This is a genomic window from Asticcacaulis sp. P2_B1 (assembly GCF_056404915.1).
In genome coordinates this window covers 63,510-86,432 of sequence record NZ_JBFUDD010000009.1, presented here as the reverse complement: position 1 = coordinate 86,432, position 22,923 = coordinate 63,510, and the positions used below count along the sequence as shown (strand labels likewise).

Here is a 22,923-nt window from a genome sequence, read left to right as displayed (position 1 = left end):
TGCGGCGACTGACGTCATTTGGATAAGATCGGAGGGCGCTTCAATGAAATGGTTTGGGTTCCTGTTTGCACTACTGGCGACGCCGGCTTGGGCCGAAAGCCCGGCCGACAGCCAATTCAAGGCCATATACAGCGCCGAATGGGCATGGCGGTCGTCCCAGCAGGCCGCGGGCGAAGACAGCGGCTCGGACAGGGTTGCCGCCCATCTGCCCGATGTCAGCGCCCAGGCGCAACAGCAAAGGCTGGATTACTGGCAAGGCGTTGAAAAGCAATTGGCGGCTATCAATACGACGCAGTTGTCACCGGACAATCAGGTCAATTTCCAGGTCTACAAAACGCAGATCGACGGGCTGCTGGCGGCGCAGCAATTCCGTGAATATGAGCGCCCCGTCAACTCCGACAGCGCCTTCTGGAGTGATCTGACCTATGCCGCCGACCAGAATTTCCGCAGCGAGCAGGATTACCGCAACTATCTCGGCCAATTGAGCGAGATGGGGCGTTATTTCGACCAGGAGATGGTCAATATGCGTGCCGGGTTGAAACGCCATTTCACACCGCCGCAAATCACTCTCGAAGGTCGCGACGTGTCGGTCCGGTCGGTGATCGACGCCAGGCCGCAGGACACCGCATTTTACAAACCGTTCCTCAATATGCCGGCGACGATTCCTGCCGGTGTCCAGGCCGCGCTGCGCGACGAGGCCGTCAAGGTCATCACCGATGTCGTCGTGCCGGCCCACAGGAAGCTGCTGGCTTTTCTCGATGACGACTATATTCCGCATGCGCAGATTGCCTTGGGCGCCAGCGCCCTGCCGGACGGCGCGGCCTATTATCAGTCGAAGATCCGTGAATTCACCACGCTCGACCTCACGCCGGCGCAGATCCATCAGATCGGCGTCGACCAGGTCGCCTTGATCCACGCTCAGATGCTTGAGGTCATGAAGCAAGTCGGTTTCCAGGGCGATTTTCCGGCTTTTCTCGCCTATCTGCGCAGTGATCCGAAATTCTATGCCACGACGCCTCAGGCCTTGCTCGATCGCGCAGCCTGGACAGCCAAACGCTTCGACGGAGTTGCCGGCGATTGGTTCGGCCATTTGCCGCGCCAGCGTTTCGGCATCGTGCCGGTGCCCGACGATATCGCGCCCTATTATACTAGTGGGCGCGGTGGGCCGGGCGTCTATCTCGTCAACACCTATGACCTGAAATCGCGGCCATTGTTTCAACTGGCAGCTTTGACGCTGCATGAGTCGGCGCCGGGCCATGCCTTCCAGATGCCGCTGGCGGCCGAGAACAAGAACCTGCCTGAGTTTCGCCAGCAGACCTATATCTCGGCCTATGGCGAGGGCTGGGCGCTCTATTGCGAGAAGCTGGGCGACGAGATGGGCCTGTATGAAACGCCCTACGATCGTTTCGGCATGCTGAGTTACCAGATGTGGCGAGCATCGCGGCTCGTTGTGGATACCGGCATTCACAGCCAGGGTTGGACGCGCGAACAGGCCCGGCAATATCTCCGCGACAACACGGCGCTGAGCGAACACGAGATCGATACCGAGGTCGACCGCTATATTTCATGGCCGGGCCAGGCGCTGAGCTATTATCTCGGCGAGATGGCGATCACCGACGCCCGCGCCAAGGCGGAAAAGGCCCTGGGTCCGAAGTTCAACATCCGGGCCTTCCACGACAGTGTGCTGGAACTGGGTTCGGTGCCGCTGCCGGTCCTGACGGCGCATATCGACGCGTTTATCGCCGACGGTGGGGTCGGGCCTTATCCTGATGAGGAGAAGTGATTCAGGACTTTTCCGACGTGTGGCGAAAGCGCATGATCTGGATGTTGTCGCCGATAATCCGGTAGGTCACGACAAAGGAGGTGCGATTGATGGTCAGGTCGCGTGTGCCCTTAGTTTTGCCCGGTCGGCCCAGGTATTTGAAAGTGAGCAAGCGGGTTGTCTGCCGGTGAACTTCCTCGAATTGCTCAAGTGCTGCATCAAGACTGGTTCGGGCGATAAATTCGATCCTGGCATCGCGCGCGGATTCCGCCATTTCCGCCCAATAGACTCGACTCATTCTGCGGCGGTATTGGTGGCCGCCGCAGCTTCCTCAGCGGCGTCGCGGGCGGCGATACGCGCCAACAGAGATTCACGCTGGATGCGCATGCGTTCCAGAACCTCTTCGTGGGTCAACCACTTGGTATTGGGATCGTCGGCTTCCTTAAGCGCGCGTTCCGTATCCGCCTCGAACCAGGCGTCGTAGTCGCGTTTGTCCTGTTGTTTCTTGACGAAATCGCGCATGAAGTCGCGCACAATCTGCGAAGCCGGCCGGTGTGTGGCCTCGGCTTCGGACATAAAGGCATCGCGCAACTCGGCTTCGAGCTTCAGCGTAAAGACGGCTTCCTTGGCCATGGCAGATTTCCGTATGAAAAAGGTACTAACCTTTTATAGACGAAGTCTGCATATTTTTCAAGTCATAGGCCGCCTTCACTTTCCAGCTTGGCGGCGCCACGCAGGCGCGAGCGCCAAAAACCATAGCAGAAATAAAAGACCAGGCCGGCGGCGTTCCACTCCAGGAACCACATCTTGGCCAGGTCGGACAGGCTGGTGAACAGCCAGATACAGCCGATAATGGCGGCCGGGCCGATCAGCCAAAACACAGGTGTCTTGAAAATGCGCTCCAGCTTGGGCTTTTGGATGCGTAGGACGATCATCGACAATGACACGGCAGTAAAGGCGCAGAGCGTGCCGGCATTGGCCAGCTCGGCAATCTTTTGCAACGGAATAAACCCGGCGACGGCGGCAACGAACAGACCGGTCGTAATGGTCATGACAGCCGGGATGCCGCGCTTATTGACCTTGGCAAAGCCCTGTGGGATCAGGCCGTCGCGCGCCATGACGAACAGGACGCGGCTCTGGCCATAGATGCAGACCAGGATGACCGAGGGCAGTGCGACGATGGCCGCGGCGCCTATCAAGGCTGCCGCCAGTGGATGGCTGAGCAGGCGCATGACGTCCGGCAGGGGCTCGGCGCTGTTGGAAAACAGTTTGAAGTCGATGGCACCGACGGCCGAAGCCGAGACCAGCATATAGATCAGCACGCAGGCGACCATGGAGCCGACAATGCCGATGGTCAGGTCGCGATTGGGGTTTTTGACCTCTTCCGAGGCGGTCGACACGGCATCGAAGCCGTAGAAGGCGAAGAACACGATCGCCGCTGCTGCCGCGACGCCGTACTTGTCGACGCCGTCGCCAAGGGTATGGGCCTGGAAGCCGTAGGGCATAAAGGGGTGGTAATTGCCGGATTTGATCGCCGGTATGGCCAGGACGACGAACAGCACCAGGGCGGCGCACTTGATGACGACCAGGATGATATTGACCGTGGCGCTTTCGCGCGTGCCGATCAAAAGGAGCCCGGTAACGATCAAAGCGATGACGACGGCGTAGATATTGACGATGCCGCCGGCCATGGGGCCCGCGGTCAGGGCAGCAGGTGTCACTATGTGCAAGGTGCCTTCGAGAAAGCCCTGGATATGGCCGGCCCAGCCAGTGGCCACCGCGGCAGCGCCGAGCGCATATTCGAGCACCAGAGACCAGCCGACAACCCAGGCCAGGCCTTCGCCGAGCACCGAATAGGTATAGGTGAAGGCGCTACCGGAGGTCGGGATCAGGGTCGCCATTTCCGTATAGGCCAGGGCGGCGCAGATCACGACCATGCCGGCCATGGCGAAGGACAGGATGACGCCGGGACCGGCCAGCTTGGCACCGACACCGGTCAGGGTGAAGATGCCCATGCCGATCGTGCAGCCGATGCCCAGCGCAATCAGGTGCGGCCAGCTCAGAGTTTTGGCAAGTGCATTAGCGGGTGCGTGGGTAAGGTGGTCGTCAAGCGGTTTGAGACGTCCGAACAAGGCCATAAGTGTCCCCTTAAAAACAAACGACCAGAGTGGGATCACTTTCACGCACTTGTCAATGCAGTCGGCCCGGCAGCTATGGACAGGGGCCCGTCGGAGATGTCAGATGGACATAGGGCGCAATTTCAGGGGTTACACATGTGTGCAGCCACAGGCGTCTTCACATCTGCGCTTACGCGGGACCTCATCAGCAATCTGACGACCGAGATGCGCGACATCGAGATAGGTGGGAGCCGCCTGCCTTTGACGGTGAATGACGGCGCGCCGACCTGTTATATCTGTTGTCCCAGCGTAGCCTATCTCGACTATGCCGAGGACGAATTACGCCATTTCAAGGCGCGGCCATGGCTGAAAATGGCGCTGCGGGGTTTGATCGGCGCAGCGCGTCCCTTGCTGCGTGCCAGCGGCTTCGACCGCCAGGTCCAGCCGAACAATTGGTTGTTCTCTACAAATATCATTCCCGACCTGACGGCCAATCAGATCGCCGAGGTAACGGAGGCCGTGGCCAAGCAATGGCCAGGACATGTCGTGCTATGGCGTTCGCTCAATGACGTTTGCCACAGCCAGTTGTTGCCGCGTTTCAAGGCCTGTGGCTATAGTACTCTGCCGTCGCGGCAAATCTATATTTTCGACGCGCGCGGTGCTGCGCCGCGTGTCCATCGCGATGAAGCGCGCGACCGCAATCTGCTCGACCAAGCTGATTTTCGCGTCGTGGGCCCTGACGAGATCGGGCAGGGCGATTTCGAACGCATGGCCTGGCTTTATCAGAAGCTTTATCTCGACAAATATACCTGGCTCAATCCGCGTTACACGCCACTGTTCATGCAATTGGCCCATCAGAACGGTTTGCTGAGTTTCCACGGCCTGCGTAATGGCAATGGTGTTCTGGATGGCGTCATCGGGTTTTTCGAACAAGGCGATACCCTGACGGCACCGATCGTCGGTTATGACACCGTACAGACGGCTGAAACGGGTCTCTATCGCCGGCTGATGGCCCTGGCCCTGCTGCGCGCGCGAGACCGGCGGATGCTCTATAATATGAGCGCCGGCGCGGCGGCTTTTAAACGTCATCGCGGCGGCGTCGCGGCCGTGGAATATAGCGTCGTCTATAACCGCCACCTCAGCCCGGGACGGCGCGCGGCCGGCCGGTGTGTGAGGACCGTGCTCGATACGGTCGGCGTTGCGGTGCTGAAGGGGCTCGCGCTATGATCCCGTCGGGTTGGATTGCCGTGGCGCCGGCACGCGATATTGGCGACCGACCTCAGCGCTTTGTCGTCGACGGTACGCCGGTCGTGGTGTTCCGGACCTCTCAGGGTTTGAGCGCGCTCTATGATCAATGCCCGCATCGCGGCGCTCCGCTTTCGCTCGGTCGGGTTACTAACAGCGGCATCGCCTGCGCCTATCACGGCTGGGTTTTCGATGCCGAGGGCCTCTGTCGCGACATGCCGGGCCATGTCGGCGATGTGTCGTCCTGTCGCGTTCCGGTCTTCCCGGTCGCGGAACGTCACGGCATCGTTTTTATCGCCCTGAAGCCACAAACGGTGGAGCCCTACGCCGGGGCTCTTTGCGGTGGCGCCAATATCACCGCCCTGGCCCAAAACCGGGTCCGTTCCACCCTGGCTGACGTCGCCGAAAATATCCTCGATTCAACCCATACCCACTTCGTCCACCGCGGTCTGTTGCGGGGCCTGAGCGCGCGGCGCTATCGCGTCACGGTAACGGTCACCGGCGGCGATGGCTGGGTCGAGGCGCGTTATGTCGGCGAGCCGCGCCAGGAAGGCCTGGTCAGCCGTTTGTTGGAAGGCGGACGGTCAGTCAGTGTTGGACGCTTCCTGGCGCCGGGTATTGCCGAAATCGAATTCTGGGGTCCGCGCGGCATCAATCTGGCGACGACCTTTCACCTGCGTCAGGCAACGCCGGACACGGTCGCCGGCATCGGCGTCTTGTCGGGGCCGCGCCAGGGTGGGTTGGGATATCTCAAGGCCCTGCTGTTCAAGCCCATGTTCCGGGTGGGTGTCGCCCAGGACCAACGCATCCTCGAGGCGGCGACGGACAATCGTGCCCTGACCGGGCAGATGGGCCGGATGGTTGGACCACTCGATATTATGCGCCTGGCGATCGAGGACATTCTCGCTGGCCGCCGGCTTGCGGTGTCTGATACCCCGATGACCGTCGAGATGGAGCTATAGAAAGGCACCGCCGTTCCATTCTATATCGGCTGTGGCTGTCGCCTTCAGGCCCTTGCCTGTCAGCACGGCGCTGGTGAGGATCTCCGCCAGGGCCAGCAGTTCGAATGGCCAAGTGGCGCGATCGTTGGAATCGTTCAGCAGATTGCCCATACGGCCGAAGTCGCGCTGCCATTGCCGCAGCCTGCCGGTCTTCAGGGCCTGGGGCAAGGCATAGATCAGCATGGCCAGCGGCACGGTCAGGGCCGTTTTACCCGATGCTTGGGCCGGCGTGCCGTTCAGAATAGCCTCGGGCAGGTTGTCACCGGCGATGAAGAAGTGCGCACCGGTCGTGGCGCGCGGGTTGCATTCGATGACATGGAGGCGGCCAGCGGCATCGCGGCGGAAATCGAACGAGATATGGCCGTGCCAGGTCTGATCCGCGACAAACCCTTCAACAAAGGCTGTGACGTCCGGATCGTTGACTGGCTCGACGGCGACCCCGGCACCCTTGTCCTTGCCGGCGCGCCAGAGTGGACGATAGGCCTGACGAGCGACACACTGGCCATGGTGGCCTACGGCATGGCAGCATAATTCCTCGCCGGGTAACCAGGTCTGGGCCACCCAGGGATCGTCTCGCGAAGGTCTGAGCGTCGACAGGGCCGTGGCGTCAGGTCGGATCAATACGCGGTCTCCGAAGCGCGACCAGACGGGTTTGTAAATCCATTTGCCGGCCGGTACGGACTCCAGGTCGGCCGGTGAGGTCAGCAGGTGAGTCTCGGGCGCGGTGACTGGCCCGGTCCGCGCCAATTGTGCAAAGCTATATTTATTATGCACCCGTTTAAGGCGGTCGAAATCGGGCGCCCACAGCCGCAGATCTACGCCCAGGAGGTCGCGGGCGGCGGCAAGATATAGCACCTCTTCGCAGGTCGGAATGATCACGTCGATGCGGTGTGTGGAACATGCCGCTGAAAGTGCCTTGCCATAGGCCTTCAGACTGACACTTGGTGGCGGCAGGCAGATGTAACCGGCGTGACGAGTGGCGCGTGCCAGCGGATGGGCGTGGCTGTCGGCCAAGGTCACATGATGTCCATCAACCGCAAACAGCCGCGCCAGATGTAGGGCGACGGGCGCCCGCGCCCCGGTGATCAGAACGCGACTCAAGCCCGCCTCCGACCGCAATATTTGACATTTATTGACATAGATGGGACACTGCACGACAGAGGAGATCCATTATGGGCAGCAGCTTGCACGTCAGCCTTCCGGATGAAATGCGCCGTTATGTCGACCGTATTGCTGGCGGCACGGCGACCTATGCGACGCCCAGCGAATATGTCCGCGACCTGATCCGCAAGGATATGGAGAGGATGGGGGTTTACCATTCGCTTCTTCAGGGCCTGGACGAGGCCGAACGCGGAGAGTTCGTGCCGAAGGAGATCGTGGAAAAGTTTTTGGAAGATCTCAAGCCCAAAGATATGTGATGGGCGTCTATCACCTGACTCCTACGGCCTATGGCCATCTCGGCCATTTGACGGACTATGGTATCGATAGGTGGGGCCAGCGCCGCACCTACGACTATGTACGTGAACTCTACGCCGGCTTTCAGCATATCGCCGACCGCCATGACACCTTGCCGAAGCGAACGCGCCTGACAGAGGCGTTGAAGATCCAACTGCATCGCGTYGGCAGCCACTATATCGCCTTTGTCGTCCTCGCCCCTGACGTTGTCGCCATCACTTCCATTCTTCACCAACGCATGGACGTGTCCACACGTCTGCGTGAGTTGCAAGCCTTGACCGACGAGGAGGTCGGCGACATGCGAGCAGCCTTTTTGCGGTCGATGTTCAAGCCTTAGCCTTGCCATATCCGCTCCACCCGGCGCAATTTGCGCGCCGATGTTGTCAGGATTTCCAGGTGGACGACTATATGCACCGATAAATTCAATGACGAGAATAGGGCGACTAGGGCGGCCATTGCCCTGTCGGCGGCTTCGGACGGCAGGTCTTGCGGTAGGACGAGTTCAAGCTCCTCCGGTCCGGTCTGTCGCAGGCGAAAATCGAGGATGCGCCGATCGGCGTCGACAATGGCGTTGCGAACGATATCTGGGGTCACGGTGTGTGTTCCCCCGATGATTAAAAGGTCATCTGCCCGGCCTTCGATGGCGACGACGGCCTGGTAGGGAGAGCCGCAGGGACAGGGTTTGTTCGATAGGCGCAATAGGTCGTTCATACGGTAACGGCACATGGCTTGGGTAGTGCGGGTGAAATCCGTGATGATCGGCGTTTTCAGATCGCTGCCGGCGACATCTTCCCATTCGAAGAGGACGGCGTCCTCACACAGGTGCAGGGTGCCGTGCTCACAGGCGACGCCCAGCAAGCCTTCGGTCGCCATATATATTTCGCGCACTGTGACACCGAAGCGCGCTTCGATGACGGCGCGGTCGAGGGGATCGAGGACCTCGGCACCGGAGAACAGACGTTTCAGGGGCAGCCGGCGGGTGGATTCTGCAAAAGCGCGCAATACCTTGGGCGGGGCAATGACCGTGTCCGGCGCATAGGCCGCGACGGCCGGTAGAAGGACATCGAGACCAGCATGCAGATCGAAGAATCTGAGATTAAGGCCGGGCGCGTTGACAGTCTTGTAGAGCGCTGAATTGAGTGACAGGATCAGGGCGATGCGGGCCGTCTCGAACGGAAAGCGCGGCAGGGTCTTCGCCAGCATAACGCCCAGCCACTCATAGCGTTCGGCATCCGAGATAACATAGAGCCCGCGATTGCCGCTGGTGCCGGTACTGGCGCCAACGAAGTAGCCGGTTTTTTGCGGGGCGCGGTTTTCGAATATCGCCCAGCCGTCGGCAGCGCTTACTCCGGCCGAATTATAGTCGGCGAAATTTTGCATGAGACGGTTTTTATCAAGAAAGGGCTCGGCAATAAAGTCGTTTTTTCCAAAATTCCGGAAATAAGGAATTGACGTTTTTATTCGTTCATGCCATTGTTTTATATGTTTTTTTTGATAACTCTTGACCTGCTCATGCGTCTTAAGTCGATTCTCTAACCGACGCGTACGCATAAAAGACGTAAGCGCCCTAAAGATCGTCATGACAAAAAGCGATCTCATAGCCTGCCGCTACGGCCTGACGAAGATGCGCCAGCGAGGCCTGCATGGCCCGCTCATCCTGATAAATCAAACGCGCCGGTCCGCGCGGCGGCCGGTTATCCAGCGCGGCGCGTTTCAACCATTGCGCATCGGCGGCGTAGATCAGTTTCTGTTCCGGCCACACGACCCCGGTGTGGCCGAGCGCGTGGCCCGGAAGGTCGAGCCCCAGCAGACTGCTGTCACCGAAAATATCGCGGGCCGAACCAAAGGGCAGGGCGATATCGGGAAGATTTTCCATCGCCGTCAGCCGATCTTCGAAATCATTGGGCAGAAGTTCAGTGAAAACACCGTGGCGCAGATGTTGAAAACCCGATTGCGCCTTGAGCGCCGGCCAACCCGCCGCGACGAAACGCGCGTTGGGGAATCGTCTCAGACCACTGACATGATCGGCGTGGAAGTGGGTGATAACGATGGTATTGACATCGGCAGCCGTGAAACCCAGTCGCTCCAGCACCGCTTCGGGCATTTGGACCAATTTCGGTCTGATCACGGCGGCATAAAGGGCCAGTGCCAGGCTGCGGGGACCCGATGTGACTTCGGGGCCATAGCCGGTATCGATGAGCACAGGCCCTTCGGATGGATGTAGCCACACACCGTAACGCACACCGAGTGTCACCGGTCGCCAGGCGCCATCCTTCAGGACCAAGCGTTCAGGCACCGTGACGGTGGCGCTGTTGGCGAAGATCGGCGTCATGAAAAGGTCCGCCTTAAGCCGTCCGCGAACGAAATGTGCGGCGTATAACCGAGATCACGTCGCGCCGCTGAGATATCAAGCGTCTGGCTGTAGGCCATGACTCCGACGCTGTAGGCAGTGAACAGAGGTTCTGGACGACCGGGCGTCATGTTTGCCGCGAACTCGGCGATCCGTGCCGCTGTCATGGCCAATATACGCGGGATTCCTGTGAAGCTGACCGGGATCTTTGCGGCTTGGGCGGCTTGAGTGATGATAGCCTTAATGCTGAGCGGCTCGCCACCCGAAATATTGTAGGTGCGTCCATTGCAGATGTCTGGCGCCGTCAGGGCGAGTGCGATCGCCCTGACCACATCATCGACATAGGTCAGGTCGGTGACGGTTTCGCCATGGTTGATCAGGGGCAGCGCGCCGCTCTGCGCTGCCCGCAGCAGGCGCGGCAGCAGGGCACTGTCGCCCGGACCATAAATGCCGCGCGGTCGCAGGATGATGGGACTTATCTCTGGGCGGGCTCGCACCAGTCGTTCTGCATGTTGTTTGCTGGCGGCATACGCATTGACCGGCCCGGGGAGGGGTGCGTCCTCGCTCAGGTTCAGTTGGTCGCGAAAGCGAAAGGCGACGGTTGGCGACGAGATGTGCACGAAACGCTTGACGCCCATGCGTTCGGCGATCGCCAAGGCGTTGCGCGTACCCGTGACATTGGCGCGTTCGAAGTCGATCCGGCGGCCCCAGTTGGACGACAGGGCGGCGCAGTGGACGAAGGCATCGGCTGAGGACACGCCGTTCAGTGCTTCGGAGGTGCTCAGGTCGACGGCTTCGAACCTTGCGCCCAGGCCCGCACCCTTCTCCGAATCGCGGCCAAGACCGATCACCTCGTGACCTTGCCCGCTCAAATATCGGCACAGATGCCCACCGAGAAAGCCGGTGGCGCCGGATACAACAAGCCTCATAAAACCAACGCCATGCCGCCCAGGGATATACCTGCGGAGGTGCCGAGAATCAGCGCCTTGTGGCCGGTCAGGGCGCGCTGGCTCTGCCGGGCGATCGACAGGGCCGTCGGTATCGAAGCCGCGATCTGATTGCCGTGGTCGCGGACGATATTGACAACGATATCCGATTTGAAGCCACAGCGCCGGGCCAGGTGGGCGAGTGCTCCAGGGCTGGCCTGATGCGGAATAACGACATCGATATCGTCGCGCGTCCAGCCGGCGTCCTTGAGCAGACGATCAAGGAAGGGTTCGAAATGCTTGACCGTAGCGCGGTACAGGGCCTCTCCGTCCATACGGAAAAAGCTGTTGGCGTCGAAGGCATCCCGATCCTGGTGATAGTCGTAGCGCGTGCCACCAGCCCCCAAGGTGCAGGCATTGTAGGCCGATGGGTAGGTCTCCATCCGTGAGGCGACAACACCGGCCTCATCGGTCGCGGAATCGACGACGACCGCAGCTGCGCCGTCGCCGAACAGCGCGGCGATCTGCGGATCGCTCTTCCACGGCAGACCGCGCGATGCGACTTCGGCCGCGACGACCAAGGCCTTGCGCCCGGCGGGGATCATGCGGCTGGCGATGTCGAGCGCGGTTACGAAGCTGAGACAGGTCGAATTGACGTCGAAGCTCATGCAGGCGCCGTCCTGGATGCCCAATCGCTGTTGAATCAGGGGGGCCGTTGCCGGGATCGACTGATAGGGCACGGCGGCCGCGAAAAGGACCAGGGCGATGCCCGCCGGCTCGCACTGCGCCTCGGCCAGGGCCTGGCCGGCAGCGTCGAGCGCCAGGTCGAGCTGGTCCTCGTCGCCGCAAACAAAGCGTTGGGCTACGCCCGAACGCTTGTACAACCAGCCCTCGGGCTTGCCGTGTACGACATCCAGTGCGTCGGACGTAACACAGGCGCGCGGCAGGGCATGGCCGCTGCCGAGGATTTGCAGGGGAGAACGGAAGACGGGGCGCACGGCTGCGGGTCGTGATGACGACAATGGGGTGCCTCTAGCTCTTAAACCGCCCGGTTTCGTCATGGATAACATTGCACGCCGGCAAAGTTGAACCAAATTTTTGTGAACAGGGTTCAGACCGTGATGTGGCGTGCCAGAAAGTCGCTGTGCTTAAACTGTTGAGCCGCGGTTTTGGCGAAGGCTTCACGAATGAAATTCAGGCTTTTGCGTACGTCGTCGTCCGACAGGACATTGGCCGTCGGATCGTAGGTCTTCGGCATGATGCCCTGGCCCATCATGACCGCGACCCAGCTGGTCAGGGCGAAAGCTTCGCCGTCATTGATGAACAGACGACCGGAATGGGCGAAGAGCTCCATGCGCGCCTTCAGACTGTCGGATATTGTGTTTGTACGGTTATAGTCCCAGAACGGCGTGTCGTTGCGCTCGGTCGCCTTATAGTGCAATGAGATGAAGTCGCGCGTATCCTCGTATTCCAGCCGCAGTTGACGATTGAACTCGCCGATCAATTCCGGCGCCATGGCCTTGTCCGGCAGGCAGCGCACCAGTTTGAGGATGGCCTTTTGGATCAGGTGGATCGAGGTCGATTCCAGCGGCTCGATAAAGCCCGCCGATAGACCGATCGCTACGACATTCTTGTTCCACGACTGGGCGCGGCGGCCGGTCGTAAAGCGGATCAGGCGCGGTTCGGCCACGGCCTTGCCCTCGAGATTGTTCATCAAGGTCGCGTGGGCGTCATCGTCGCTGATATAGCGATTGCAATAGACATAACCATTGCCGGTGCGGTGTTGCAAAGGGATGCGCCATTGCCAGCCAGCTTCGCGCGCAGTTGAGCGCGTATAGGGATGAACATTGACGGTCCGCTCCGACGGCACGGCTAGAGCGCTGTTGCAGGGGAGGGTGTCGCTCCAGTCGATATAGCCGGTCTTCAGGGTGTCCTCGATCAGCAGACCGCGGAAGCCCGAGCAGTCGACGAACACGTCACCTGCGACGGTCTGCCCCTTGTCCAGGTGCACCGATGTTACAAAGCCCGTGTCCGGATCTTGGGAAACATGGGTGATCTTGCCCTCGATGCGTTTGACACCGCGGGCCTCGGCATAGGTCCGCAGGTAGCGGGCATAGAGTCCGGCATCGAAGTGATAGGCGTGGGTCAGGGTCGATAGTGGCGTGGATGGATCGTTGACCGGGGGACTAAACAGCTGATCGCGGGCCAGGATGGCGTTCAGGCAATAGTCGTCGAGCGGCGCCTTCAGCCCGGACTGGCGTGCTTTCAGCCAGTAGTGATGGAAATCGCAGATGTCGAGCTTATGGCCGTAGCTGCCGAAGGGATGAAAATAGGTCTCGCCCTTTTGCTTCCAGTCGACGAACTGGATGCCCAGCTTGAAGGTCCCCTGGGTGGCGCGCAGGAAATCGCGCTCTTCGATGCCAAGCAGCCGGTTGAAGCCGATAATCGAGGGCAGGGTGGCTTCACCGACCCCGACCGTGCCGATATCATCGGATTCGATCAGGGTAATCTGTGTGCGCGAATTACGCAGGAAATGCGCCAGCCCTGCCGCAGTCATCCATCCTGCGGTTCCGCCGCCGACGATGACGATGCTATCGAGTGGCTGATTCATGCGATGACCTGGGACTTCAGATAGGCCGGCGAAGCGCAGTGGCGGGCGATGAAATCGTCGAGCGACGGCAATTGCCCGACGACGCGGGCTATGCCATCGCGCCGCTGCTGCATGAGGCTGCGTAGATCGGCTTCGGGCAAGCGGTCTGCCAGCGGATCATAGGACTCGGACACAACGGCCTGACCGTCGAAAATGGCCGTCCAGCTGGCGGCAGAAAAGGCATCGCCCTCGTGCATGACGACCCGACCGCGCGCCTGGAAGACGGCGATCTTGTGCGCCAGCTCGTCAGGAATGGCCGTGGTGGCGGTATAGCGCCATAAAGGTTCCGCGCGCTGGTTTAGGCGATAATGCAGGATGATGAAATCGCGGACGCGGACATATTCCTGCAAGGTCAGGCGATTGAACTCGTCTTCCAAGGCCGGATTGGGGCCCTGTAATGGAAGGAAGTCGAGAAAGCGGGCAACCTCCGTCTGAATGAAGTTGATCGAGGTCGATTCCAGCGGCTCGATAAAGCCGGAAGCCAGGCCGACAGCGATACAGTTCTTGTGCCAGAACTTGTTGCGATGACCGGTCTGGAAACGGATCAACATCGGATCCTTGAGCATGGCGCCGTCGAGATTGTTCACTAAGGTGTCGCGCGCCGCTTCCGGCGTGGTGAATCGGCTGCTGAAGACATGGCCGTTGCCGGTGCGATGCTGCAGAGGGATACGCCATTGCCAACCGGCTTCGCGCGCCGTCGAACGGGTATAGGGCGTGGTGTCCCCGGATTTGGCGGTCGGCACGGCCCAGGCACCGTCGACCGGCAGCCAGTGCGACCAGTCGGTGTAGCCGGTCTTCAAGGCCTCCTCGATCAACAGGCCGCGAAACCCGGAGCAGTCGATGAAGAAGTCGGCGTCGATCTCACGGCCGTCGTCCAGCGTGACGCCGGCGATAAAGCCGTCATCGGGTTTCAGACGCACGTGGGCGATCTTGGCGTCGATGCGCGTGACGCCGCGTTTGAGGACCCGTTCCTGCAGCAAGCCGGCATAGAGTGACGCGTCGAAATGGAAGGCGTAGCTGTAGTCGTGCAGCGGCGAGCGCGGATCGGGATTGGGCGGCAAAAAGCGGTTGGCGCGGGCGATCTGGGCCGGCACGTTATAGGCGACCAGGGGCGTTGGATCGCCGAGTTCGCGCAGACGGCGCCACAAGGCATAGGGCTGAATGGCTTCGACCTCGGCGCCATAATCGCCGAAAGCGTGGAAATAGCGATTGCCGGCATGGCCCCAGTCGACGAAATCGACACCTAGTTTGAAGGAGGCCTCGCTACGGCGGATGAAATCGACCTCGTCCAGGCCGACATGGGCATTAAAGCGGCGGATCGACGGCAGAGTGCCTTCACCGACCCCGACCGTACCGATGGCCGCGGATTCGATCAGGGTGACGGAAACGGTTTTCGGCAAGGCGGCCATGAGCGCGGCCGCGCACATATAGCCGGCGGTTCCGCCACCGACGATAACGATGCTTTGGATAGGTTTTGCCACCGGGTTTCCTCTTTGCTGGGACCATAGCCAATACAGACGCAGGGCTCTACAAAAAATGCCCCTGTCGGCGGTGGCCGGCAGGGGCAAGTGCGAGAACAGTCGCAACACAAGAGGAGGCACCGCGGAACACAAGGCTCCGCGGTGGGTTTTGGTCTTAGAAAGAAGCGCGAAGGACGATGGCGACGCGGCGATCGGTGTCGACCCAGTTGTAGCGCTTCTTGATCAGCAGGTTTTGCGGCGTCGAGACATCGAGGATGGTCCGCGCCTGGCCGATATTGGTGGCCTGCAAGCCGATCTTGTACTTGTCGTTGATCGTATAGAAGATCGAGCCGTCGAGCTGGCCGTAGGCTTCTGACCAGACTGGCGAGTTGATATTGGCGCCCGACGTGGTCAGCAGGTAGTCGGACCGGTAATTATAGGCCAGACGCGCCGAGATGCCGTACTTTTCGTACATCAGAGCGACATTGTAGCTTTCCGGCGACATGCCTTCCAGCGGCAGATCGCCGAGGTTCTGGCCGGTAATCTGATTGCCATCGAAGATGTTGACGGCAGTGTTGTGGCCGCCGGACGAATCGATGTGCGTGTAGTTGGCCTGGAGACCAAGGCCGGAAAGAGCGCCCGGCAGGAAGTCGTAGAACTGCTGGTAGGCGACTTCGAAGCCCTTGACCTCGCCCTCAAAGCCGTTGAGTTGACGCGACACGTTGAAGGTGAAGGTCTGGCCGCCAGAGGTATAGGTCTCGGCCTGCGAACCGGTATAAATGTAGTTTTGCAGGTTCTTGGCGAACAGGTCGAAGGTGAAGCTGCCGGTCGACGAAAAGTAGTATTCGGCGGTGAGGTCGTACTGATCGGCCGTGATCGGCTTCAGATTCGGATTGCCGCCGACGCCGGTATAGGCGCCGCCCTGTTGGTTGGACAGGGTGCCATCGGCATTGAAGGCGATGCTCAGCGACGTATAGGGTGTCAGCTGATAGAGGTCCGGACGCACCATCGCCTTGGAGGCCGCAAAACGCAGCTGCCATTGATCGCTCAGGTGAACGCGGATATTGAAGCTGGGCAGGATGTTCGAATAGGTGTTCTTGAACGAACCCGGGGCCTGCAATGTGCCACTGGAGAAGGCAATGGCCTTGGCCAGGTCGGGACAGGAGTTTCCGGACGGACAAGCCGTATTGATCACCGGCAGGGTGAAGATCGCATTGTCTGCCGTAGCCTCGGTTTGGACATAGCGGGCGCCGAAGTTGCCGTCATAGCTGAAGCCGGAGCCGAAGAGGCTGTCCCCGCCGAAACGACCGACCGCATAGAGGGCATAGGTCTTTTCGCCTTGCAGGTTGATACCGCCGGATTGGTTATCGCCGGCCGGATGGTAGTTGCTGTAATTTGTGCTCAGCGGCGACCAACCCCAACCTTGGGTTTCCGTGCCCTTCAGCAGATCATAGGCATGTTGCGTGCCGTTACTGACAAGGTCGGCTGAAGGGAACCAGACATTGCCGGGCACCTTGGCGTCGCCGCGGAAGAAGTTGTCGAAGGTCTGATAGGTGACCTGGCTCGGCAGGTTGGTATTCTGGACATCGCCTGGATTGTGACCGCCGGTCTGGTCGATATAGACCGGATCACTGCTGTTCAGCCAATACTGGTTCGACAACAGCGACCAGTTATAGCCCGATTGGCGGGTGGTATAGTCCTTGTCGGTGGCGCGGACGCCAACCTTGACGAACTTCAGCCATTGCGAATCGTCGAAGTCCCAACGGGCGTCGAGGCGGGCGGACACCTGGTTGCCGTCATTGTCTTCGATGTGGTCCATCGCCGCGGCCCAATAGTAGCGCGACTTGTCGGCGACATTGCTGGGTTCGTTGACGGTAATGGTCGGCAGGTCGGTATTGAGGCCGGCCCACGAGATCGAAGGCTTGTCGGCCAGTTCGGTATAGGCGGTCATCGACACGCTGTCGGCGTGCGACTTGACATATTGCAAGTCGCCGCTCAGCGAGAAGTTGCCGGCGGGGGTATATTTGAAATTCAGCGAGATATCGCTGGTTTCCTTGTTATCGCCGCCGTAACGCGTATCGGCGTCATAGCCGGCGCTCGGATTGGTGCCTGAGATCAGGCTGCCGTCGGAATCATAAACATAGGTCGAATTCGGTGTTGACATCGAACCGTCATACGAACCCAGGGCGTATTCGATATTCTTGGCCTTGACCTTGGCGTCCATGGCCTGGAGTGTGAACAACCATGTGTCGTTGGGCTTCCATTGCAGGGCGCCGGCCAAGGCCGTGCGGTTCTGTTGCCAGGTCACCTGGCGCCAGCCCAGCGAACCCGGGATATAGCGATAGTCGGGATTGGCAGTCGTGCCGACATTAATCTGGCCGCGCTTATCGGTGCTCAGGCTGTCGGTACGGTTACCGACGTCGCCATAGGAATAGTTGAGCAGGACGCCGACTTCACCGGCGCCGGTGTCGAAACGATCGGCATAGATGGCGTTGAACGACTGGTGCGATTTCTTTTCGAGATCGCCGTAATTGCTGTCTACCGAGAAGGCCAGAATGCGCTTCTTTTGGTCGAAGGGCAGGCGGGTGCGCAGGTCGACCGTGCCGCCGATACCGCCTTCGATCATATCGGCGGACGGGTTCTTGTAGACATTGACGCCGGCCAGCAGGTCGGCGGAGACGTCTTCAAAGGACAGGCCGCGGCCGTTCTTCGCAGAGAAGATGTCACGGCCATTGGTTTCGGAGCGGACCCACGACAGGCCGCGGATCTGGACGCTGCCGCCTTCGGCCGCCAGGCGGGCCGGGTCGCGGTTTTCATTGGTGCGCATCAGGGTCAGACCGGAAATACGCTGCAACGCTTCCGACACCGAACGGTCAGGCAAGGCGCCGATATCGACGGCGGTGACCGAGTCGACGATGACGTCGGAGTCTTTCTTGATCTTCTGTGCGCTCTTGAGCTGGGCGCGCTGCCCTGTAATGACAACGACGGTCGAGTCGTCGGCGGCCGGAGCCGGGGCGGCGGTCGTGTCCTGTGCGGCGGCCGACATGGCCATCATGCTCAGAACCACGACGGAGGCACCACCCATTAAAGTGACTAGGGCGGTTTTTTTAGAGGTCTTCATCAACATCTCCCTGAATGAAAGTAGGTCGTCGCCTTCTCGGAGCGACGCCGTTCGGCTGTTCTGGTGAAAGGTCAGATGGCACCAGTAAAAATCGCACTTGAAATTTTTTTCAAATATGAAAATTACGGGTCGTGGCTATGCCGCCGCCGCGGGTATTTTTGTCCATCCCTTGGTCTGTCCTTTTACCGACACACCCCGTCCGCGATGTGCCATGGGGAAGCATGTTCACAAGCGGATGGTACGTGTCATGGTAACGCTATCATATTGTATGATAATCACCATAGTCAACTTTATGTTTCGTCATACAATTGCCGGAACGATAACATAAATGACACACAAGTCCTTGAAATAATAACGATTTTTTTAGATATGAGAATGGTTGAAAGTGGGATTTGAAATATAAAAAGATTATTATATTTAAAATATTTAATGTATCCGCCCTGCAATGCATTGATGTCGGCGATTGTCGTCAAAGCTTAAACAAACTGCTACCCGGCTGTCGCAAGACGCTGGCATCGGGACCTGTCTTATGTTCAGGGGTCCACGATTATGTTCAAGAACCAGCTTTTCGCTTCCTGCGCTGTGTGCGCTATCCTGCTGCCCGCCGATGCGATGGCTCAGGACGCTTCCCAGGATGCCGGCCAGGATAACGTGACCACGGTCGTCGTCTTCGGCCAGCACGCGGCGACGCAACGCTCGATCGAACAAAAGAAAAAGGCCGACAACAGCGTCGAAGTCATTACAGCCAATGACGCGGGCAAGCTGCCCGACCAGAATGTCGCCGAGACCGTACGCCGGGCTTCCGGTGTTGCCGCTGCCAACGACCAGGGCGAAGGCCGCTATGTCGTCATCCGCGGCCTCGATCCCAACCTGGCCGCCGTCCGTGTTAATGGCCAGTCGGCCGCCGCACCCGAGCCAGAAGGCCGCCAGGTCAAGCTCGACGACATCCCCTCCGGCCTCGTCGGCCAGGTCACAGTCATCAAGAACCAGACGGCCGACCTCGATGCCAACGCCATAGCCGGCGCGGTTGATATCAAGACGCTCAGCGCCTTCGACCGCAAGGGTACCTTCTTTACGTCGCGTTTCGCCGCGGGCCATTATGAGCTGAACGACAAGTCGCCGACCGAGGCCGACGCCACCTTCGGCACGCGCTTCGGCGTCGATAAAAACTTCGGCGTCGTCCTGTCGGTCAATGCCTCGCGCCGGCCGATCCGCTCCAACAACGTCCAGGGTTCGTCGAACTGGACGACGGGCGCCAACGGCTTCACCACGCCGGACGACTTCCGCCCGCGCGACTATAACCTGATCCGCAGCCGTTCGGGCGCGGCGGCGGCCTTCGACTGGAAGCCGAACGACGGCGCTCACCTGTTTGCTCGCGTCCTCAGCTCGAAGTTCAGCGATGACGAAAACCGTGACCAGTTCCGTATTGCTCTACCGACCAGCGGCCTGACCAACCAGACGGCGACATCCGGCGACTTTACGGGTGCGGCGGCAACGCGCTTCGTCCGCCGCCGCAAGGAAGTCGACCGCATCCTGACCACCAGCCTGGGCGGTGATTTCACCGTCGGGGCCGGCAAGCTGTCAGTCGTCGCCACGGCCAGCCAGTCGACCAAGGAAGACCCGTTGCGCAGCGAATGGCAGTTCAAGGCCAGTGGCATCGACGGCCACTACGATACGTCCGACGACCTGTATGTCGTGACCCCGGTTGCCAAGGCCTATGACGCCAGCCAATACAAGGGGAGCTCGTTCAATATCGACGTCCGCAAGGCCGAGGAAAAGCTTGGCCAATTCGCCACCGACTACAGCCTGCCGGTCAACTGGGTCGGTGAAGGCAGCGAACTCAAGGTCGGCGTCAAATATTCGGATCGCCACAAGACCAATGAACGCGACTACAAGGCCTACAAGATGAATACGGCCTTCCTGCTGTCCGCGGCTGGCCCAACGATCGACGACGACACGACCTTTGACGGCCGTTACGCCATGGGCCCAGTGGTCAATTACAGTCACGTGCTTTCCTACGCCACCAGCATCAACGCCTTGAAATACGATGCCGCCGGCAGCGTCGCCAACAGCTTGGGCGTCGACTACGACGTGTCCGAAAAGATCGCCGCCGCCTATTCCATGCTGACCATTCACAGCGGCAAGCTGACGGTTATCCCTGGCCTGCGGGTCGAGGACACCAAGAGCGACTACAAGGCCAAAAGCTTTACGCCCTCATCGTCGGTGACCCAGGATTTCAACGTCTTCGGCGACAACCACTATACCGACTTGTTCCCGTCGCTGGTCGGCCGTTACGACCTGTCGGACAGCACGGTACTGCGTTTTGCGGCGACGACCGCTATCGGCCGGCCGAACTATGCCGACCTGGCGCCTTACGTAAACGACGACGGCGCCGGCAATGTCGCGCTCGGCAATCCCGACCTGAAGCCGCTGAAGTCGGTCAATCTCGATGCCGGTTATGAACATTATGTTGGCAAGAGTGGCCTGTTTTCGGCGTCGCTGTTCTATAAGGCGATCGACAATCCGATCTATAGCGCTGGCACCAACAGCAACCCGGCCTATCCCGGCGACCTGGTCACCCAACCGAAGAATGCCGACAAAGCCCATGTCAGCGGCATCGAATTCAACGCCATCTATCAGTTCGACAGCCTGCCGTCGCCCTTCGATGGCCTGGGCGTCAACGCCAATGTCACTCTGCAGGACGCCAGCGCCCAGGGCACTTTCGCCCGGTCCGGTGATGTTCCGCTGTTCTACACCTCCGACACGACCGGCACGGCCCAGATCACCTACGAAAAATATGGTGTCCTGGCCCGCCTTGCCTATACCTATCGTTCTGCCTATCTCGACACGGTCGGCGCCGATAAGGCCCACGACCTCTATACCGACGCCAACGGCCAGCTCGACGCCAAGCTGTCCTATGCCATGGGTACGAACTGGCTCGTCTATGTCGAAGGCACCAACCTGAATGACGCGCCGTGGCGCCGTTACCAGGCCGTCAAGCATCAGATGGTCGAACAGGAAAACTATGGCAGCTCGTGGAAAATCGGCTTCTCCAACCGGTTTTAAGGGGTAGATCGATGCGTGGAACATGTCGCCGGCCTAACGCCCTTCTCCTGTCGATTCTGGGTTTGTGCCTGCTTCATGGGCCGGCCCAGGCCGAGGCAAAGGACAGCTATAGACTGGAGCGTGTCGTCGTTGTCATGCGCCACGGTATCCGCCCGCCGACCAAGGCTCAGCCGGTGCCGGCGGAGATCGCCGCCGGGCCGTGGCCGGCTTGGGATGTCGGCTGGGGCGAACTGACCCATCACGGCGAACAGGCGATCACACGGCTGGCGGAATTCGACGCCGGCAGCTATGCTACCTTTGCCGGGTGTAACGCCCGCGTCATCGCCGATGTCGAACAGCGTACCTTGCGCACGGCCGAGGTCTATGCCGCGACTCTGTTCAAAGGCTGCGGTACCGCGATCGAACACATCCCCCTGGACCAGGCCGATCCGCGCTTTTCACCCTTCGAAGGCGACACGGCCGCGGATGGCGAAGCGCAACTGAAGGCGGCCCAAGGCGCCCTGCCCGCGGGCGGGCTTGCGGCGGTGGATGCGGCGCAGGAAAAACGCCTGCAAACCCTGACGAAGCTTATCGGCTGTACGACGGCGGTCTGCGACTTGGCGGCCCAGCCGACGGAGTTCGTCGTCACCAAAGGGCGCGTCAAGATTGATGGCGGCATCGACACTGCTTCGACCCTGGCCCAGGTCCTGTTGCTGCAATATGCTGACGGCAAGCCGCTGAGCGAGGTTGGCTGGGGCCGGGCGGACGAGGCGACGATTGCCGATCTGTCCGCCCTGCACGCCGCCGAATTCGCCCTGGTCGCCCGCCCGAAGGCGATCGCAGCGTTCGGCGCCCGGCCGCTTCTCGCCGAGGTCAAACGCGGCCTGTTCGCCACCGATACGGCGAAATTCACCCTGCTGGTCGGTCACGATTCCAATCTAGCCTATCTCGGCGGGGTCCTGGGTGTGCATTGGAAGGCTGGCGACTTGGCGCAGGACGATCCGGCGCCGGGCGGTGCCTTGATCTTCGAAAAATGGCGCGACGCGAAAGGCCGCGAGGTCGTTATCGTCCGTTATCGCGCTCAGACCCTGGATGAGATGCGTAACCTGACGCCGTTGACGGCATCGGCGACCCAGGCCTTGTCCCTGCCGTACTGCGGCGGCCGGACGGCCTGCACCGCCGGGCAATTCCTCGGCGAGCTCAACGCGGATTAATTCAGCACGATGTAGAAGCTGACATCGCGATCATTGTCGTTATTGACGTTGATGTCGCTGGTGCCGGTAAAGCTAGGCACCCAACGACAGCCGAGATTACGTGTCGACGGCGCCACCGAGCATATGGCCGCGCCTTCATCATCGACGACGTCGAGACTGAGCGGGGCCTCGTCGATCGGCACCAGAACGATTTCGGCGCGTTGACCGGCGTTGAAACTCTGGTGCGTGCGGAAATGGCCGTGGGCATTGATATGGCCCTGGCGGTATCCAGGCCCGAGCGTGCGGCCGCGGAAGGCGACCTCGGTGCGCGGGGCGACTCCGAGAGCTTGCGCCCGGCGCAGCCAGACATCGGCGAGATCCGTGCCATCCTCGCTGTGGGCGCCCATACGGATCAAGGCCTGAGCCTGATCGTACAGGGCTTCACCGTCACCGCTGGCATCGGCCGCCAAACCGCGCACCAAAATGGCGCCGACAGCGTCCGTTTCCGCGACACGCGGTTCGAGGGGGCGGTCGACGGTCCGTTCAGGCGCCATGGCCAGGGTATTCGGAGCGGCCGGCCCAGAAACTGGCGCGCAAC

19 protein-coding genes are annotated in these 22,923 nt (G+C 60.4%); 7 read left to right on the top strand and 12 right to left on the bottom strand.

The genetic code is table 11. The features are described 5' to 3' along the window. Positions 1-43 precede the first annotated feature (43 nt). Positions 44-1,783, top strand: a complete 1,740-nt coding sequence (locus AC1DX3_RS17485) for a DUF885 domain-containing protein (protein ID WP_476990605.1) — start codon at positions 44-46, stop codon at positions 1,781-1,783. 1 nt (position 1,784) lies between these two features. Here AC1DX3_RS17485 and AC1DX3_RS17480 read toward each other — a convergent pair whose 3' ends face one another. The 3 genes from AC1DX3_RS17480 to AC1DX3_RS17470 all read right to left on the bottom strand — a co-directional run bounded on the left by AC1DX3_RS17480 (position 1,785) and on the right by AC1DX3_RS17470 (position 3,900). After that, positions 1,785-2,060, bottom strand: coding sequence for a type II toxin-antitoxin system RelE/ParE family toxin (locus tag AC1DX3_RS17480; RefSeq protein ID WP_476990604.1), 276 nt, complete (start codon positions 2,058-2,060; stop codon positions 1,785-1,787). Then, complete coding sequence (locus AC1DX3_RS17475) at positions 2,057-2,395, bottom strand: antitoxin of toxin-antitoxin stability system (RefSeq protein WP_476990603.1); 339 nt, start codon at positions 2,393-2,395, stop codon at positions 2,057-2,059. The genes AC1DX3_RS17480 and AC1DX3_RS17475 overlap by 4 nt, the downstream gene beginning before the upstream one ends. 62 nt (positions 2,396-2,457) lie before the next feature. Beyond that, the gene (locus AC1DX3_RS17470) at positions 2,458-3,900 is read right to left on the bottom strand and encodes an amino acid permease (protein ID WP_476990602.1); all 1,443 of its coding nucleotides are present in this window, start codon (positions 3,898-3,900) and stop codon (positions 2,458-2,460) included. 135 nt (positions 3,901-4,035) lie between these two features. Here AC1DX3_RS17470 and AC1DX3_RS17465 point away from each other — a divergent pair, with 135 nt between their 5' ends. Together AC1DX3_RS17465 and AC1DX3_RS17460 are read left to right on the top strand one after the other, a co-directional pair. Next, on the top strand, positions 4,036-5,106 hold the full coding sequence (locus AC1DX3_RS17465; RefSeq protein ID WP_476990601.1) for a hypothetical protein: 1,071 nt from the start codon (positions 4,036-4,038) through the stop codon (positions 5,104-5,106). Further along, positions 5,103-6,086 carry a Rieske 2Fe-2S domain-containing protein gene (locus AC1DX3_RS17460; RefSeq protein WP_476990600.1) on the top strand — a complete coding sequence of 328 codons (984 nt, stop codon included), beginning with the start codon at positions 5,103-5,105 and terminating at the stop codon, positions 6,084-6,086. Before AC1DX3_RS17465 ends, AC1DX3_RS17460 begins: the two co-directional genes overlap by 4 nt. On the opposite strand, the gene AC1DX3_RS17455 is transcribed toward AC1DX3_RS17460, so the two are convergent. After that, complete coding sequence (locus tag AC1DX3_RS17455) at positions 6,081-7,226, bottom strand: ATP-grasp domain-containing protein (protein WP_476990599.1); 1,146 nt, start codon at positions 7,224-7,226, stop codon at positions 6,081-6,083. The genes AC1DX3_RS17460 and AC1DX3_RS17455 overlap by 6 nt on opposite strands. A gap of 71 nt (positions 7,227-7,297) precedes the next feature. Between AC1DX3_RS17455 and AC1DX3_RS17450 the strand changes: the two genes are divergently transcribed. Further along, positions 7,298-7,543 (top strand): ribbon-helix-helix domain-containing protein, encoded by a 246-nt coding sequence (locus tag AC1DX3_RS17450; protein WP_476990598.1) that lies wholly within the window; start codon positions 7,298-7,300, stop codon positions 7,541-7,543. Further along, entirely contained in the window at positions 7,543-7,917 is a 375-nt protein-coding gene (locus AC1DX3_RS17445) for a type II toxin-antitoxin system RelE/ParE family toxin (protein WP_476990597.1), read from the top strand. Before AC1DX3_RS17450 ends, AC1DX3_RS17445 begins: the two co-directional genes overlap by 1 nt. Here the strand turns inward: AC1DX3_RS17445 and AC1DX3_RS17440 are convergent. The 7 genes from AC1DX3_RS17440 to AC1DX3_RS17410 form a co-directional block, all read right to left on the bottom strand. After that, entirely contained in the window at positions 7,914-9,131 is a 1,218-nt protein-coding gene (locus tag AC1DX3_RS17440; RefSeq protein WP_476990596.1) for a F390 synthetase-related protein, read from the bottom strand. The genes AC1DX3_RS17445 and AC1DX3_RS17440 overlap by 4 nt on opposite strands. A 16-nt stretch (positions 9,132-9,147) precedes the next feature. Then, the gene (locus AC1DX3_RS17435) at positions 9,148-9,912 is read right to left on the bottom strand and encodes an MBL fold metallo-hydrolase (protein WP_476990595.1); all 765 of its coding nucleotides are present in this window, start codon (positions 9,910-9,912) and stop codon (positions 9,148-9,150) included. Further along, positions 9,909-10,859 (bottom strand): NAD-dependent epimerase/dehydratase family protein, encoded by a 951-nt coding sequence (locus AC1DX3_RS17430; RefSeq protein ID WP_476990594.1) that lies wholly within the window; start codon positions 10,857-10,859, stop codon positions 9,909-9,911. The genes AC1DX3_RS17435 and AC1DX3_RS17430 overlap by 4 nt, the downstream gene beginning before the upstream one ends. Then, complete coding sequence (locus tag AC1DX3_RS17425) at positions 10,856-11,878, bottom strand: 3-oxoacyl-ACP synthase III family protein (RefSeq protein ID WP_476990593.1); 1,023 nt, start codon at positions 11,876-11,878, stop codon at positions 10,856-10,858. The genes AC1DX3_RS17430 and AC1DX3_RS17425 overlap by 4 nt, the downstream gene beginning before the upstream one ends. Before the next feature lie 89 nt (positions 11,879-11,967). Further along, a complete protein-coding gene (locus AC1DX3_RS17420; RefSeq protein WP_476990592.1) occupies positions 11,968-13,467 on the bottom strand; it encodes a tryptophan halogenase family protein in 1,500 nt (499 codons plus the stop codon). After that, entirely contained in the window at positions 13,464-14,987 is a 1,524-nt protein-coding gene (locus tag AC1DX3_RS17415; RefSeq protein WP_476990591.1) for a tryptophan halogenase family protein, read from the bottom strand. The genes AC1DX3_RS17420 and AC1DX3_RS17415 overlap by 4 nt, the downstream gene beginning before the upstream one ends. Before the next feature lie 154 nt (positions 14,988-15,141). Beyond that, the gene (locus tag AC1DX3_RS17410; RefSeq protein ID WP_476990590.1) at positions 15,142-18,087 is read right to left on the bottom strand and encodes a TonB-dependent receptor; all 2,946 of its coding nucleotides are present in this window, start codon (positions 18,085-18,087) and stop codon (positions 15,142-15,144) included. A 549-nt stretch (positions 18,088-18,636) separates the two neighbouring features. On the opposite strand from AC1DX3_RS17410, the gene AC1DX3_RS17405 reads away from it, so the two are divergent. Both AC1DX3_RS17405 and AC1DX3_RS17400 read left to right on the top strand, forming a co-directional pair. Further along, positions 18,637-21,153 carry a TonB-dependent receptor gene (locus AC1DX3_RS17405; protein WP_476990589.1) on the top strand — a complete coding sequence of 839 codons (2,517 nt, stop codon included), beginning with the start codon at positions 18,637-18,639 and terminating at the stop codon, positions 21,151-21,153. An 11-nt stretch (positions 21,154-21,164) separates the two neighbouring features. Further along, positions 21,165-22,346 carry a histidine-type phosphatase gene (locus AC1DX3_RS17400; protein ID WP_476990588.1) on the top strand — a complete coding sequence of 394 codons (1,182 nt, stop codon included), beginning with the start codon at positions 21,165-21,167 and terminating at the stop codon, positions 22,344-22,346. Here AC1DX3_RS17400 and AC1DX3_RS17395 read toward each other — a convergent pair. Further along, complete coding sequence (locus AC1DX3_RS17395; RefSeq protein WP_476990587.1) at positions 22,343-22,879, bottom strand: hypothetical protein; 537 nt, start codon at positions 22,877-22,879, stop codon at positions 22,343-22,345. The two genes, AC1DX3_RS17400 and AC1DX3_RS17395, sit on opposite strands and share 4 nt — an antisense overlap. Positions 22,880-22,923: the final 44 nt, after the last annotated feature.

Excerpts from the sequence above, each read along its gene's own strand:
- AC1DX3_RS17460 (WP_476990600.1), top strand. The coding sequence starts at position 5,103 with ATGATCCCGTCGGGTTGGATTGCCGTGGCGCCGGCACGCGATATTGGC.
- AC1DX3_RS17420 (WP_476990592.1), bottom strand. The coding sequence starts at position 13,467 with ATGAATCAGCCACTCGATAGCATCGTCATCGTCGGCGGCGGAACCGCA.
- AC1DX3_RS17480 (WP_476990604.1), bottom strand. The coding sequence starts at position 2,060 with ATGAGTCGAGTCTATTGGGCGGAAATGGCGGAATCCGCGCGCGATGCC.
- AC1DX3_RS17405 (WP_476990589.1), top strand. The coding sequence starts at position 18,637 with ATGTTCAAGAACCAGCTTTTCGCTTCCTGCGCTGTGTGCGCTATCCTG.
- AC1DX3_RS17470 (WP_476990602.1), bottom strand. The coding sequence starts at position 3,900 with ATGGCCTTGTTCGGACGTCTCAAACCGCTTGACGACCACCTTACCCAC.
- AC1DX3_RS17395 (WP_476990587.1), bottom strand. The coding sequence starts at position 22,879 with ATGGCGCCTGAACGGACCGTCGACCGCCCCCTCGAACCGCGTGTCGCG.
- AC1DX3_RS17485 (WP_476990605.1), top strand. The coding sequence starts at position 44 with ATGAAATGGTTTGGGTTCCTGTTTGCACTACTGGCGACGCCGGCTTGG.
- AC1DX3_RS17435 (WP_476990595.1), bottom strand. The coding sequence starts at position 9,912 with ATGACGCCGATCTTCGCCAACAGCGCCACCGTCACGGTGCCTGAACGC.
- AC1DX3_RS17430 (WP_476990594.1), bottom strand. The coding sequence starts at position 10,859 with ATGAGGCTTGTTGTATCCGGCGCCACCGGCTTTCTCGGTGGGCATCTG.
- AC1DX3_RS17450 (WP_476990598.1), top strand. The coding sequence starts at position 7,298 with ATGGGCAGCAGCTTGCACGTCAGCCTTCCGGATGAAATGCGCCGTTAT.
- AC1DX3_RS17400 (WP_476990588.1), top strand. The coding sequence starts at position 21,165 with ATGCGTGGAACATGTCGCCGGCCTAACGCCCTTCTCCTGTCGATTCTG.
- AC1DX3_RS17410 (WP_476990590.1), bottom strand. The coding sequence starts at position 18,087 with ATGAAGACCTCTAAAAAAACCGCCCTAGTCACTTTAATGGGTGGTGCC.
- AC1DX3_RS17440 (WP_476990596.1), bottom strand. The coding sequence starts at position 9,131 with ATGCGTACGCGTCGGTTAGAGAATCGACTTAAGACGCATGAGCAGGTC.
- AC1DX3_RS17475 (WP_476990603.1), bottom strand. The coding sequence starts at position 2,395 with ATGGCCAAGGAAGCCGTCTTTACGCTGAAGCTCGAAGCCGAGTTGCGC.
- AC1DX3_RS17465 (WP_476990601.1), top strand. The coding sequence starts at position 4,036 with ATGTGTGCAGCCACAGGCGTCTTCACATCTGCGCTTACGCGGGACCTC.